At 63.2% G+C, this 14,015-nt stretch carries 12 protein-coding genes and 1 tRNA gene; 3 read left to right on the top strand and 10 right to left on the bottom strand.

Annotated elements, in window-relative coordinates:
• Nucleotides 1-124: 124 nt before the first annotated feature.
• The 7 genes from AUL36_RS16640 to pcsA all read right to left on the bottom strand — a co-directional run bounded on the left by AUL36_RS16640 (nt 125) and on the right by pcsA (nt 5,534).
• Nucleotides 125-409, bottom strand: coding sequence for a hypothetical protein (locus AUL36_RS16640; protein ID WP_062222538.1), 285 nt, complete (start codon nt 407-409; stop codon nt 125-127).
• A gap of 246 nt (nt 410-655) precedes the next feature.
• On the bottom strand, nt 656-925 hold the full coding sequence (locus tag AUL36_RS16635; protein WP_062222536.1) for a hypothetical protein: 270 nt from the start codon (nt 923-925) through the stop codon (nt 656-658).
• Between the two features lie 38 nt (nt 926-963).
• A complete protein-coding gene (locus AUL36_RS16630; protein ID WP_062222534.1) occupies nt 964-2,376 on the bottom strand; it encodes a DUF6538 domain-containing protein in 1,413 nt (470 codons plus the stop codon).
• 50 nt (nt 2,377-2,426) lie between these two features.
• Nucleotides 2,427-2,516 (bottom strand) — tRNA-Ser (locus AUL36_RS16625).
• Between the two features lie 13 nt (nt 2,517-2,529).
• Nucleotides 2,530-3,774: an acyltransferase family protein gene (locus tag AUL36_RS16620; protein ID WP_082655895.1), complete on the bottom strand. Its 1,245-nt coding sequence runs from the start codon at nt 3,772-3,774 to the stop codon at nt 2,530-2,532.
• A gap of 36 nt (nt 3,775-3,810) precedes the next feature.
• Nucleotides 3,811-4,785: a quinone oxidoreductase family protein gene (locus tag AUL36_RS16615; RefSeq protein ID WP_062222530.1), complete on the bottom strand. Its 975-nt coding sequence runs from the start codon at nt 4,783-4,785 to the stop codon at nt 3,811-3,813.
• 2 nt (nt 4,786-4,787) lie between these two features.
• Complete coding sequence (pcsA, locus tag AUL36_RS16610) at nt 4,788-5,534, bottom strand: phosphatidylcholine synthase (protein WP_062222528.1); 747 nt, start codon at nt 5,532-5,534, stop codon at nt 4,788-4,790.
• 133 nt (nt 5,535-5,667) lie between these two features.
• Here pcsA and AUL36_RS16605 point away from each other — a divergent pair, with 133 nt between their 5' ends.
• Together AUL36_RS16605 and hspQ are read left to right on the top strand one after the other, a co-directional pair.
• The gene (locus AUL36_RS16605; protein WP_062222526.1) at nt 5,668-6,885 is read left to right on the top strand and encodes a UbiH/UbiF family hydroxylase; all 1,218 of its coding nucleotides are present in this window, start codon (nt 5,668-5,670) and stop codon (nt 6,883-6,885) included.
• Nucleotides 6,886-6,974: 89 nt separating this feature from the next.
• A complete protein-coding gene (gene hspQ, locus AUL36_RS16600; protein ID WP_062222524.1) occupies nt 6,975-7,313 on the top strand; it encodes a heat shock protein HspQ in 339 nt (112 codons plus the stop codon).
• Between the two features lie 96 nt (nt 7,314-7,409).
• Here hspQ and AUL36_RS16595 read toward each other — a convergent pair whose 3' ends face one another.
• The gene (locus tag AUL36_RS16595) at nt 7,410-7,961 is read right to left on the bottom strand and encodes an invasion associated locus B family protein (protein ID WP_374700784.1); all 552 of its coding nucleotides are present in this window, start codon (nt 7,959-7,961) and stop codon (nt 7,410-7,412) included.
• 259 nt (nt 7,962-8,220) lie between these two features.
• Between AUL36_RS16595 and AUL36_RS16590 the strand changes: the two genes are divergently transcribed.
• Nucleotides 8,221-10,077 (top strand): extracellular solute-binding protein, encoded by a 1,857-nt coding sequence (locus AUL36_RS16590; RefSeq protein ID WP_062222522.1) that lies wholly within the window; start codon nt 8,221-8,223, stop codon nt 10,075-10,077.
• 10 nt (nt 10,078-10,087) lie between these two features.
• On the opposite strand, the gene mfd is transcribed toward AUL36_RS16590, so the two are convergent.
• Nucleotides 10,088-13,600, bottom strand: coding sequence for a transcription-repair coupling factor (gene mfd / locus AUL36_RS16585; RefSeq protein WP_062222519.1), 3,513 nt, complete (start codon nt 13,598-13,600; stop codon nt 10,088-10,090).
• Complete coding sequence (locus AUL36_RS16580) at nt 13,597-13,893, bottom strand: FAD assembly factor SdhE (protein ID WP_062222517.1); 297 nt, start codon at nt 13,891-13,893, stop codon at nt 13,597-13,599. The genes mfd and AUL36_RS16580 overlap by 4 nt, the downstream gene beginning before the upstream one ends.
• Nucleotides 13,894-14,015: the final 122 nt, after the last annotated feature.

Genomic DNA, 14,015 nt, shown 5'->3' with positions numbered 1-14,015 from the left:
GCTTTCCAAAGGCAGATGTTCTCTGAAGGCCTGAGCCGTACCTCACCCGATGAAATGGAAGCTTTCGTGAAGGGTGGGCGAGTGGGAGAGACATAAGCCATCGCGAACACTCAATCCCAATTGCTTACTTGAGCACGTCGGACGGTAGCCACCCCTTCGCGATCCAGCCGCGACGCCGAAGCTGCCGTCGTGCCCACATCTCCGACACGCCGAGCGCCAGCGCGAGGTCGCCGGTCGCCTGCGCCCGCTTGAGGTCCGCGCGGTTGAGTTCCGCCGGGTCCGGTGCCTCCGACCGGCGGAGTTCGCGCAGCCGCTCGTCGGCCTCGGCCAAGTCCACGAGCGCGGCCAGCGCCGGCCGGCGGTCCACGAGGTGCTGCCGACGCCGGGCCTGCCGCTCGGCGGGCGTCATGGGCCGGGCGTCCGCGCGGACCGGTCGTCGGCCCTGACGGGGCTTCGGTGGCTCGTCTGGCGGGGTGTCGGACATAGCAGGCGGCTCCGTTTCGTGAGTCACGGAATGGCCGGGTGGGCGTCGGGGCGCAAGGGGGTGCCCCCTCGCCCACCCGGCCCTGCGGCCCGGCTCCGACCCTCCCCCGGGAGGGTCTCACGCCCCACGCGGGGCGTTGCCGGGTTCGGCCGGCTCGCGACGGCTGCGCCGTCACTCACCGTCCGCCAAGGGCACGGTGCTGACCTTCTTCCGGCGGATCGGTCGCCGGATGGCGGACGGGTCGAGGTACGGCGTGATGTCGACGCCGGGGAACGTGATGCGGCGCACGTCCTCGATCTCGGCGGGTTCGAGGTGCGGGTCGCCGTAGTGACCCTGCGCGCCGGGAATAATGTGCCCCATGACGCGATCGGCCGTCAGGTCGGGAACGCGCGCGTTGCGCAGCGCCGAACGGAAGTTGTGGCGGAGGGAGTAGAACGACACCTTCTCCGCCTTCGCGCCGGCCCTTTCGATGTCGAGGTTCAGCCGCCGCCCGACGTCCAGCCGTACTTGTCGGGTTTTAGGGTCGGGAAGAGACGCCCTGCCCGTCTGCGGCGCGACTTCACGAAGTCGAGGAATCCGGCCCGCACGAGATCGTCGTGTAGGGGGATTTCCCGGCGCGCGGCGGCCGACTTCAGCTTGAGCCGGGCGACCCCGGGCAGCCGTTCGAGTTCGTCGCGGTCGAGGATGGTCAGGAGGTCAAGGAGCCACATTCCGTTCCGCTGGATGATCCGACTCGGATCGACCTGACACAACTCGTTGAGGCGTGCACCCGTGTAGAGCGCGAGGAGCGGTAACCAGTAGTCGGGCGAGGTCTGAGGACGTGTCGCGACGACGTGCCGAAAGAATCGCGACAAGTCGTCCGGCTTGAACGGCCGCCGAGCCTCGTCGGCCCGCATCTGGGGGTCCGTCCGCGTCGAGACGATGCCTCGGCCGGGATTCCGCTCGATGGCGCGCCGGTCGTCGGCGAGCCACGTGAAGAGGGTCTTCAAGGGTGAGAGGTAGTCGTCGTCCACCGACTTCGGCCCCATGAGGTCAAACGGTGTCAGGCGCCGCGCGTTCGCGGCAATGGCGGTTTCCGGATCGCTCGTCTTGAAGCGGAGTTGCCAGCGGGCGGGCATCCGATCAAGGAGGTTGCGGTAAGCCTCGAAGTGCTCGCGCGTGTAGTCCCTGACGGGTAGGTCCCCGACCACCCGCGCGAACAACTCGACCTGCGGCCGGAGGGTGTCCAGATGTTTGGAGTTCTTGAGGGTCGTCGCCTTGACGTTGAGGTATTTCGGAAGCCAAGCCGACAGCGGCTCCGCTGACCAGCGGTCGCGGTGGGCGCCGAGGACCGTGGTCCGCATGTCGGCCATAGACGCGACCATCTCGGCCCGAAGCGTTTCGATCGCGTCGGACGGGGCGTGGCGGGCCTCCAGATCGGCGAGGCGGACGGCCTTCGCCCGGATGTCATCGGCCATGCCACGGAAGACAGGCAGCACGCGGGCCGCAGTGTCCCGCAGGTGATCGCCCGAAGCGGTGACGGCCGCGAGTTCGGCCGTGGCGGCGCGAAGGTCGGACGCGCGCTGGCGGAGCCGCGCGGCGGCGGCCGCGCCTTCCTCAAGCGACAGCGCGTCGTCCAGCAGGCGGGACAGCAAGGCACGGTCGGGCTGGTCGGGATCGGCGCCGATCGCCTGCCGCACGGCCTCCGCCCATTCGTCCACCGCCACCGTCATGCGCGCCGCCCGCCTCCTCGCGACGGCCAGTTCCGCCGTCCGAAGGGAACGTCGCACGTGCGAGTTGCCGAATCCTTGGCGAAGGTCTCGGGCATCGCCCGCGTGAACCACCAGACCCCGCCGCGCCGTGAAAGATGAGTCGTCGCCATGCCTGCCGCCTGTGACATCAGGGTGTGACATCAGGCGGTTTTCGTGCCGGAAAATTCCGAGCAAAATCAATGACTTAGGGTTGGCGGATGGGGTGAGATTCGAACTCACGGTACGGTTCCCCGCACGGCGGTTTTCAAGACCGCTGCCTTAAACCACTCGGCCACCCATCCGATGCTGGCTTGTTTAAGGGAGAGGGGGCGGAGGCGCAAGCGTTTGTGATGGTGGCAGGAGCTGACCGGTCGGAGATGTCTCGTCAACGGTTGGAATCGGCACCGTGGTGGCTTCAGAAGCGCGGCTGTGAGCTTGGGGGTGGGGGCTGACACCGATCCAAGCTGCCCATCCGGAGAGCAAAAGAAAGCTTAGAGTATAAAGACCAGAGAGGCTTACTCTCACAATTCGAGAGGTCTGATCCGCCCATAGCTTCAGTCGCTTGTACAGGAAGAGATCGAGCATTCCGAAGGGGGCGGCCACAGTGAGCGGCACCAGGATCGCAAGCATCCAAAGCACACCGTTCGGAAGCGGCGGGGACTTGAGATAGATCGCGACCATAAGAGGTACGTGACAAAGATAGAGAGCGTAGCTCCAGTCCCCATAGCGATCGGCGAGCCTCGCCAAGCGGCCGTTCATTTGAGCGTCCGTGGAATTATAGGAGATCACCAATCCGACGAGAAGAAACGCCCCGACAGAGGCAACCCAGCGGTTGATGCCGAATGGGAAGACGTCGCAAATCAGGATGAGGCCGGCAGCGAGCATAGCCGTAGCCGGCTGAAACAACCCGCGCTCGCGCAAGGCTGGAACGAGGAGTCCGAAAGCAAACGCGGAATTGACGGCCATAAGGGGCAGCCAGTCGATGGTTGGTGTCAGCTCGGCCTGAATTTGTGGGTAGAAGAGCGTTGCCGCTCCGATGACCAGCAACCAGATGGAAGCGATCCAGGAGAGACGGTTCTTCAGGCCTGCCAAGCTGCAGAGGAAGAGAAAGACGTAGAAGCACGTCTCGAAGAGCAGCGTCCACTCCACGCCGAGATAATAAACACGTCCCTCTCCCGCCGGAACCAAAGTCGCTGCCCAAAGATCGACTTCGCCCGGCCGCCGCCGAGCCAGGAGAACACTTGCGAGAACGATCAGGAAGATCGGATAGATCCGCAGGATCCGATGCAGCAGAAAACGCCAAGGGTCCGCTTTCGGCAGGATTTCCGCCATCAGGTAGCCCGAGATAGCGAAGAAGACTGCAACGCCCAACAAGCCGAAGCGCCCGTCGAAAACGTGGAAAAATGTATCGTCGCCGGTGATCTGCTTAAGGTAAACGCTCGCGTGATACAGGAGCACGAACAAGGCTGCGATGGCACGGAGCCATTGCAAATTCCTGTTGCGGGACCCGCCGTTTTGCAAAGGCGGATTTGCTGTGATCGCTTTTGAGTTGTTCGGCATCTGTACCACGATCTGAAATGCTTATGCGCGGTGCGATCAGATCGTCAGAATGGATGCCCCTGTCGTGCGTCGCGATTCCAGCGCGCGGTGCGCGTCGGCGGCTTGGGCCAGCGGGAATGTCTGCTGGATTCGAATGGACACAGCGCCGCTCGCGACGACATCGAATAAGGCTGCGGCGCTCTGTTCGAGTTCCGCACGGGTCGCCGTATAGCCGTTCAGGCTCGGACGGGTCATGAAGAGCGAACCCTTCTGGTTGAGAATCCCGATATCGAAACCGGGGATTTTTCCGGAGGATTGTCCGAAGCTCACAAACAGACCACGCCGCTTGAGGCAGTCGAGACTGTTCGGAAACGTGTCGCGGCCCACGGAATCGTAAACCACATCGCATTTTTGCCCGTCGGTGAGGTCGCGCACGGCAGCGACGAAATCCTCGGACTTGTAGTCGATGACGTGATCGTAACCATGCTCGAGAGCCAAGGCGCATTTCTCCGGGCCGCCGGCGGTTCCGATCACGCGAGCGCCCAGATGTCTGGCCCATTGTCCGGCGATCAGACCGACCCCTCCGGCCGCCGCGTGGATCAGAACCGTATGGCCGGGACCGACGGTGAACGTCTGCCGAAGCAGATACTCGGCCGTCATTCCCTTGAGCATCATCGCGGCTGCGGTCTGAGTGTCGATCCCGTCGGGCAAGGTCAGGCATTGATCGGCTCGAACCACCACCTCTTCGCAATAGGCGCCATCGACGCCGCAATAGGCCACACGATCACCGACGCTCAGCGCGTGAACATCCGGGCCGAGTTCGACCACGACCCCCGCCCCTTCCTTGCCCGGCACGAAGGGGAGATGGGGTGCCTTGTATGTCCCGTTGCGAAAATAGACGTCGATAAAGTTGAGGCCGGCCGCCTCCTGCTGAACGCGAACCTCCCCCCCCTTCAGAGCCCGACGCTCGACATCGCGCCAGACCATCACGTTCGGACCGCCGATTTCGTTGACGACAATCGCGTGGGGCATGGTCAGTCCTCGAAGCTGGGCGAGACGTCGGATCGTCCCTGAAGTCGATCGATGAATTGCAGGACCCCGCCGATGCAGAACAGGTAGAGAGCCGAGAGGAGCACGCCGGTGCGAACCCACGTCGGGGCCTCGAACGCATAGGAGATCGCGATCAGTCCGAAGATCGACCAGACGGCAAAAACCGCTAGGTTGATGGTGCGTAGGCGCGCCACGCGGACCGGGTGAAGGAACTTGATGGGAAGGAATGTCGCGATCGAGCAGAACACGACGAAGGCGAAGGCGGTCCAATCATCCGGCTGCACAACGAAAAAGGTAAAGACCACCATATTCCACGTCACCGGAAAGCCGCGGAAATGGTTGTCCTTCGTCTTCATCCGCATGTCGGCGTAATAGACCGCACTGGTCACGACGATCAGTGCGGCAGCGACGAAAGACCAAGGCCGGCCGATGATCCCGGATTGGTAAAGTCCGAAGGCCGGAATGAGGACATAGGTCGAATAGTCGATGATGGCGTCCAGCATGTCGCCGGACCAGTTCGGCAGGACGTGCTTGATGTCCACGCGCCGCGCTATGGGTCCGTCGATCCCGTCCACGAACAGGGCAAGACCCAGCCACGCGAACATATGAACCCAGTTCTGCTCGGCAGCGGCGATGATGGAGAGGAACGCCCAGAAAGCACCGCTCGCCGTCAGCAGATGAACCGAAAAGGCGCGCCATTGCTTCAAATTCGCTGTCACGTCTTCCGCCAACCGTTAATTCGCTGCCCGCTGCCTAACGCAGGCGATATGCGGTTGTCATCCGTTCCGCAGGCCGTATCTCGCTTAAACACTGAAAAGAGATACAGTGAACCACGCGTTTGACCATTCGAAAGGCTCGGAATCGATGACCGAAATCCGTCGTGAAGTGGCTGTGATCGGTGGTGGCTTGGTTGGCTACGGCGCGGCGCTGGGTCTGGCAAAGGCAGGCTTCGAGACGATCCTGATCGCCCCGCAGGCGCCGGACGACAGGCGCTCCACTGCGCTGATCGGCTCGTCTTTGGACTTTCTCGCGACCTGCGGACTGATGGGCGAGATCGAGCGCGCGGGAGAACCACTTCGGGTCATGCGCATCATCGACGACACGATGCGACTTTTTCGCGCGCCCAATATCGAGTTCCACGCAAGTGAAATCGATCGGGATGCGTTCGGCATCAATATTCTGAACGCCGATCTGATGCGGATCTTTCGTTCGGCTGTGTCGGCGATGGCGGATCGTTTGACCGTCATAAGCGACGCGGTGACATCGATCGATGCGAAACAGGACCACGCTCATCTGACGCTGTCGTCGGGCGAGATGGTCAGAACCGGGCTCGTGGTTGGCGCTGACGGCCGGCGCTCGCGGGTTCGCGAAAGCGCTGGCATTTCGGTGCGGAACTGGTCCTATCCGCAGAGCGCGATCGTTCTGAACTTCGGCCATCAACGCGATCATGACGGCGTATCGACCGAATTTCATACCCGCACCGGCCCTTTCACCCAGGTTCCGCTGCCGGGTCGCCGTTCGTCTCTTGTTTGGGTTGAGCGGCCCGAAACCGCCGGTCTCATCGTTTCCGCGCGGCCCGATCGCCTGTCGCGCATGATCGAGGATCGATTGCATTCGATCCTCGGCGCGGTGGAGGTCGAGGGCGAGCCGCAGTCGTTCCCGCTATCGGGCGCTGCCGCCTCGCGCTTCGGCGCCGAGCGCCGCGTGCTCCTGGGCGAGGCCGCTCATGTATTCCCTCCGATCGGCGCTCAGGGACTCAATCTCGGCTTGCGGGACGTCATCGATCTCATCAAGGTGGCCGAGCGTCATAGAGACGATCTGGGAGGGCGGCGGATGACCGCCGATTACGACAGCGCTCGGGGGGCCGATATTGCGACGCGGACCGCAGCGGTCGATCTTCTCAATCGATCGCTTTTGTCCGGCTTTCTCCCCGTGCAACTAGCGCGAAGCGCAGGGGTCAGCCTCCTCTCTCGGCTTCCGCTTCTGCGCCGAACGCTCATGCGGGAAGGCGTGGAGCCCGGTTCGTCTTTCCGGTTGCCGGCTCGATCTGCGCGGCGGGACGATAGGGCGAGTTCGGTTTGACCGGCAAACGATCAGTTTGATCGGGCAAACGGTCTGCGATCGTGCAGGCCTCCTTGCGGTCATGCCCTGCCGGAGCTAAATCGCGCCGGATGAAAGACAGTTCAACTCAAAGCGCGCGGTTCTTTATCGGTCAGATCGTTCGTCATCGGATCTTTCCGTTTCGTGGCGTGATCTTCGATGTCGACCCCGAATTCAGCAACACGGAAGAATGGTATCAATCCATTCCGGCCGACGTGCGGCCTCGGAAGGATCAGCCCTTCTACCATCTTTTCGCGGAGAACGCGGAGAGCGAGTATGTTGCTTATGTGTCTGAGCAGAACCTCGTCCCGGACGATACCGGCCAGAAGGTTCGTCATCCTCAGGTCGCCGATATGTTCGATGGTCCCTTTGATGGCGCCTATCGCCTGAAGGAACTGCACCGGAACTGATCCCATGCGATTGTCGTGAGAGGATCGCGTTCTTCACATGAAACGAAAACGGCGGCCTTTTGGGCCGCCGTTTTCGTTGGCAAGGGTCCGCGCGGATTACTGCGTGGCCTTGGCCTTGTTTTGTGCATCTTCGAAGCGCTGGCGGCGAGCTTCCGCCTGACCCTGGAGAGCCTTGTCCAACTCCTGCTGGCGCTGGGCGAGCTCGGGCTGCGCCTTGGCCGGGCCGTCATAGGCGCCCGTGAAGCCGGACAGCGTGATCGAGATCGGGTTCGGCTGACGCTGGAAATTGGTCGACGTGATCTTGAGCGCCTTGCCCTTCTTCATCGACGCGATGATGGCGTCCGACAGTTCGACCTCGGCGATGCAGCGATCGGGGAAGCAGACGGAGTAGTTCAGCGTCTGGGGCTTGTTCTCGTCGATCTGGACCTGCACGCCAGCGGGGATCACGCGGCCGGTCGGCACGACGGCCTGCAGAACCTTCTGGTTCACCTTACCGGAAACGTTGATCAAGTTCACGGCGGTGATCAGCTGACGGGTGTCGGCGATCATCGTGTACTGCGTGTTGCAGATGTTGTTCTCGCCCTGCGGCGAGCAGACCTTGAACCACTCTGCCGGGACCTGCTGCGCGGAAGCGCCCGCGACCGGCATAGCCAATCCGGCGACAGCGGCCAGACCTGCCAGAGCCAGCGCCTGCTGAATGTTCTTGGTAAGGGTTCTCACGGTCTGTTCTTCCTTCTTTGGCGTGAGCCTCGATCCGGGTCGCGGCCTGCATAGCCCCGTCTGCGGTCTTCTGCAAATGAGGCCGTTTGAAGACATGCCCCAAGCTTGCGGCAGGCTGGCCGGGTGTAGGCAAGCCGCTGCAAAGCCGGTAGTTTCCGGCCCGAAATGCCAAGGAGTTTCGGGCCTGATGTCATCGCGTAGCCTCGTCCATATCCTGCGACCGCTTGCGCTGTCAGCCGCTCTTTCGGTCGGAACCGTGCTTTCTGTCTCAGCGAGCGCCTGGGCCGCGCACGGTATCGCCATGCAGGGTGAACCGGGCCTTCCCGCCGGGTTCACCCATTTTCCCTACGCCAATCCCGATGCCCCCAAGGGCGGACGCATGGTCTACGGGGTGTTCGGCGATTTCGACAATTTGAACCCGGTCAGCGTTCGCGGCGCTCTGACGACAGCGCGTGGCATCTTTGCCGACCCCGAATTCGGCAATCTCGTGTTCGAGCCGCTGATGCAGCGCTCGGCGGACGAGCCCTTCACCTATTATGGGCTGATCGCGGAGAGTGTCGAAACGGACGAGGAACGCAGCTTCGTCGAGTTCCGGCTGAACCCGGCCGCCCGCTTCTCGGATGGCAGATCCGTTCGCCCGCAGGACGTTCTGGCGACGGTCGAGCTTCTGCGCCAGCAGGGATCGGTTCGCCCGCAATATTCCAGCTGGCTGTCGAAGGTCGCCAAGGTGGAAGTGGTCGGCGAACGCGGCGTCCGCTTCACCTTCAACGAAAAGGCGGATCGCGAGCTTCCCCTGCTTCTGGCGGGTCTTCCCGTGCTACCGGCGGGCGATTTCAACGCGGAGACCATCGCGCAGACAACCCTGAAGCCGCCCATCGGATCGGGGCCTTATATCATCGACCGCGTCGAGCCGGGCCAGCGCATCATTTACCGCCGCAACCCGAACTATTGGGCCAAGGACCTCCCGACCAAGCGCGGGCTGGACAATTACGACGAGATCACCGTCGAATATTACCGCGACCAGAACGCGCAGTTCGAGGCCTTCAAGAAGGGGCTGTCCTACGTCTATCTTTACCAGCAGCCCAACCCGCGCCATTGGCAAACGGCCTACGACTTCCCGGCTGTAAAGGACGGGCGCGTCATCAAGGAGGTCTTCCTGACGGGGCGCCCCGCCAATCTGAACGCCTTCTTCTTCAACACCCGCCGCGCGCCATTCAGCGATCCGAAGGTTCGCGAAGCCTTGTCGCTTCTGTTCGATTTCGAATGGGCGAATGCCAATCTCTTCTACGGCGCCTATTCGCGGCTGACGAGCTTCTTCGACAATTCCACGCTCTCCAGCGTCGGACACCCGGCCGACGCCAAGGAGCGCGCTCTGCTGGCGCCGTTCGAAGCCGATGTGTCACCCGCCGCCATGCGCGGCGAGGACAAGCCGCCCGTCAGCGATGGGTCCGGCAGCGATCGGGCGCTCCTGCGCCAGGCGGTCGATCTCTTGCAGGCCGACGGCTACCGTTTCGAGAATGGCCGAATGGTCGACGCCAAGGGCATGCCGCTACGCTTCGAAATCCTCGTTCAATATAGCGATCAACAGAAGATCGCCCTCGCCTATGCCCGGACGCTGGCGCGGATCGGCGTTCAGGCCGATGTCAGGCAGGTCGACGATGCGCAGTATCAAAAGCGCAAACAGGGTTTCGACTATGACGTAACGGTCGCCGCCTTCTCGGGCACGTTGTCACCCGGGGCGGAGCAGGTGAACCGATGGGGCTCGGCGGCGCGCGATCGCCCCGGTTCCTTCAACTACGCGGGCGTCGCCAGCCCGGCCGTCGATGCAATGATCAATGCCATCGTGACCGCGCGCTCACGCGAGGATTTCGTGGCGGCCACGCGTGCCTATGACCGCGTTCTGATCAGCGGTCACTATGTCGTGCCGCTCTATTATATTGGCAAGCAATGGCTGGCGCGCTGGTCCTTCATCCAGCACCCGGAGGTCACGCCGCTGACGGGCTTCTACCTTCCCAGCTTCTGGCGCGACCCCAAGAGCGAATAGCGAAGGCGGCTCAAGCCGCCTTCTTCTGCCCCTCTTCCGCAAAGCGCGCGAGCTGGGTGGCGATCGTCGCCGCGCCGTTGAGCCGTTGTTCCGGCTTGTCCCAGATGCGAGAGAGAACGATCGACTGATCCGGCCGGATTTTCGCGGCCGGTCCCTGTTCGCCGATATAGCGCACGAGCGCCGCCGGATTGGCGAAGGTCTTCTCGCGGAACTGGATGACGAGACCTTTCGGACCGGCATCGAGCTTCTCGATATTGGCCCTGCGGCACAGAGCCTTGATGAACACGACCTTCAACAGATGCTCGACCTCGACCGGCAGCTTGCCGAAACGGTCGATCATTTCCGCGCCGAACGCGTCGATCTCGCGCGCATCCTCCAGCTCGGCCAAGCGGCGATAGAGCGTCATGCGAAGCTGGAGATCGGGCACGTAGCTTTCGGGGATCATAACGGCGGTCCCGAGCGAGATCTGCGGCGACCACGTGCCATCAGTCTCGACCTCGACGCCCTTCATTTCGGCGACGGCCTCCTCCAGCATCTGCTGATAAAGCTCGAAGCCGACCTCCTTGATGTGGCCGCTCTGCTCGTCTCCAAGGAGATTGCCCGCGCCGCGCTGATCGAGATCGTGGCTCGCCAACTGGAAGCCCGCGCCCAGCGTGTCGAGCGATTGAAGCACTTTGAGGCGACGATCGGCCCCTGCCGTCGGGGTCTTGTTGGCGGGAATGGTCAGAAGCGCATAGGCGCGCTGCTTCGAGCGCCCGACGCGGCCACGCAGCTGATAGAGCTGCGCCAGACCGAACATATCGGCGCGATGAACGATCATCGTGTTAGCCGAGGGAATATCGAGTCCGGACTCCACGATGGTCGTGGAGAGAAGCACATCGTAGCGCCCCTCATAGAAAGCGTTCATGATGTCGTCGAGCTCGCCGGCCGGCATCTGGCCATGCGCCACCGCCACCTTCAACTCTGGCACCTGTTCGTCCAGGAACTCCTTGATGCCGGCAAGATCCGCAAGCCGCGGCGCGACATAGAAACTCTGGCCGCCCCGATAGCGCTCGCGCAGCAGTGTCTCGCGCACCACCAGAGGGTCGAAGGGCGTGACGAAAGTGCGCACCGCCATGCGGTCCACGGGCGGCGTGGTAATCAGCGAGAGTTCGCGAACGCCGGTCAGCGCCAGTTGCAGCGTGCGGGGGATCGGCGTGGCGGAAAGCGTCAGGACGTGAATGTCCGACTTCAGCTCCTTCAGCCGCTCCTTGTGCTTGACGCCGAAATGCTGCTCCTCGTCGATGATAAGAAGGCCGAGGTTTTTGAAGCTCATGCCCTTGCCGAGAACGGCATGAGTACCGACCACGATGTCCACCGTGCCGGCCGTTAGACCCTTCTTGGTCTCGTTGAGGTCTTTGGCGGTGACGAGCCGGGACGCTTGCGCGAGGTTGAGCGGCAGGCCCCGGAAACGCTCAGAGAACGTCTTGAAATGCTGGCGCGCCAGAAGCGTCGTCGGAACCACGACCGCCACCTGCAACCCGTTCATGGCGGCCACGAAGGCCGCGCGCAGCGCGACCTCCGTCTTGCCGAAGCCGACATCGCCGCACACCAAACGATCCATCGGCCGGCCCTGACCGAGATCGTCGGTCACCGCTTCGATGGCGTTCATCTGGTCTTCGGTTTCCTCATAGGGGAAACGTGCCTGGAATTCGGCCCAGAGACCTTCGGGCGGCAGAAGCCTCGGCGCGCCGCGCATCTCGCGTTCGGCGGCGATGCGGATGAGGCCGCCCGCCATGTCCAGAAGCCGCTTCTTGAGCTTCGCCTTGCGCGCTTGCCACGCGCCTCCACCCAGCTTGTCGAGGATCGTCTCCGTCCCCTCGCCGCCATAACGCGAGAGCAGTTCGATGTTTTCGACTGGCAGGAACAGCCGGTCGTCATTGGCATAACGCAGTTCGAGACAGTCGTGCGGCGCGCCCATCGCTTCGATGGTGCGCAGGCCGACAAAGCGCCCGATGCCGTGATCCACATGGACCACGATGTCGCCCTCGTTGAGGCCTGTGACTTCGGAGATATAGTCCGCGCCGCGCTTCTTGCGCCTGGCGCGGCGGACCAGACGGTCGCCCAGGATATCCTGCTCGCCGACCACGACGAAGCGATCGGTCTCGAAACCCGCCTCGACGCCCAGAACGGCCGTCGCGACCATGTTCCGGCCGATCTCCAGCGCCTGTTTCAGCGTTTCGACCGCCTTGATATTGCCGAGGCCGTGCTCCTCGACGACCTGCGTCAGCCGCTCGCGCGAGCCCTCTGACCATGCGGCCAAGATCACTTGCTTACCGCCTGCGCGCAGGCGCGAAATATGGTCCACCGCGGCGGAGAAGACGTTCACGTCCCCGGCCTGCCGCTCGGCTGCGAAGTCGCGCCCGCGATGTACGTCGAGATTGACGACATCGGTCTGAAAGCCGGCATCCGTGATCGCGTAGGAGGACAGGCGGACCGGATCGGCGCTGGCGAGACCACCGGCCAACTCGTCCTCCGTCAGGTAAAGTTCCTGGGGCCCGAGCGGATTATAGGGCACGGATTCCGCGCTCTTTTCCGCCACGCCCTGACGACGCGCCTCATAGTAATCCTGCACGAGCTTGCGCCGCTCGGCGATCGCCTCCGTGACGAGGTGATCCAACACCAGCGGGAAGCCCGAGATGTAGTCGAACAGCGTTTCGACGCGTTCATAGAAGAGCGGCAGCCAGTGCTCCATGCCAGAGAACCGACGCCCTTCGCTGATCGACGTATAAAGCGCGTCGTTGCGCGAGGGGGCTCCGAAGCGCTTGACGTAGTTCGAGCGAAACCTCGAAATCGTCTCGTCCTTCAACGAGATTTCGGAAACCGGGGCGAGTTCGAACGTCTTGCGCTGGCCGGTCGTGCGCTGCGTCGCGGGGTCGAAGGAGCGAATGGATTCCAGCGTGTCGCCGAAGAAATCGAGCCGAACCGGCTCTTCGTCGCCCGGCGCAAACAGATCGAGAATGCCGCCGCGAACAGCGAACTCGCCGCGCTCGCGCACGGTCGCCACGCGCTCGAACCCGCCCCGCCCCAGCACCTGAACGATATGGTCCATGGAGATGCGGCCGCTGGCGCGGGCCGAGATCGTCTCGTCCTCCAGCACCTGACGCGGCGGCATCTTCTGCAGCATCGCGTTGGCGCTGGTCAGGATCAGCGCCCGATGCGGCTCGCGTCGAAGGGCGGCGATGGAGGACATGGCCGAGAGACGACGGGCGGCCGCTTCCGAGGAAGGGCCAACGCGATCATAGGGAAGGCAGTCCCAAGCCGGGAGCGTGAGAACCGGCAGGTCGGGCGCGATGAACCGCAGGGCGTCCTCGATCTCGCCCATGCGGTTGCCGTCCCGCATGACGAAGACGATCGGTCGATCCTTGCCGCGCGCCCGCGCAATCTCGGCGAGCAGGAAGGGCTCGTAACCGTCCAGCACATTGCCGATGCGCAGGCCGACGCCCTTTTCGAGGGCTTTCTTCAGGACGGCCGGGCTGCTCACGATGCGTCCATCTGGTTCAGGGCGTAGAAGGACTTGATGCGCTGAAACACCGGCGTGTCATAATTGGCCGGTGTCTCCTGCGTTCCCGTAAGCCACGAGAAGAGATCGCGGTCGGGCGCTTCCATCAGATGCTCGTAGATCGTCAGATCGTGGTCGCTGAGCGAGCCGATTTCCGCATCCGCGAAACGGCCGAGCACCAAATCCATTTCGCGGGTCCCGCGATGCCAGGAGCGGAACAGCGCCTTCCGGCGGCGCGGTTCGAGATCGCTGGAGGAGCGTGTGGTTCCGGTCATCGCGATCGTCCGATTTTCTCTGGGCTGAAACACGTGTATCCAGCCGCCTCGCCTGTTTCGCGCGACGTCCGGTCCTTGCGGGCTTTATATAGTTGCCCCGCGAAGGCCTGTCAGCCTATGCG

It is taken from the genome of Aureimonas sp. D3 (assembly GCF_001463805.1).
Lineage (GTDB): Bacteria > Pseudomonadota > Alphaproteobacteria > Rhizobiales > Rhizobiaceae > Aureimonas > Aureimonas ureilytica_A.
Note: the sequence above shows the minus strand (reverse complement) of the source record. Positions and strands in the feature narration are given on the sequence as shown.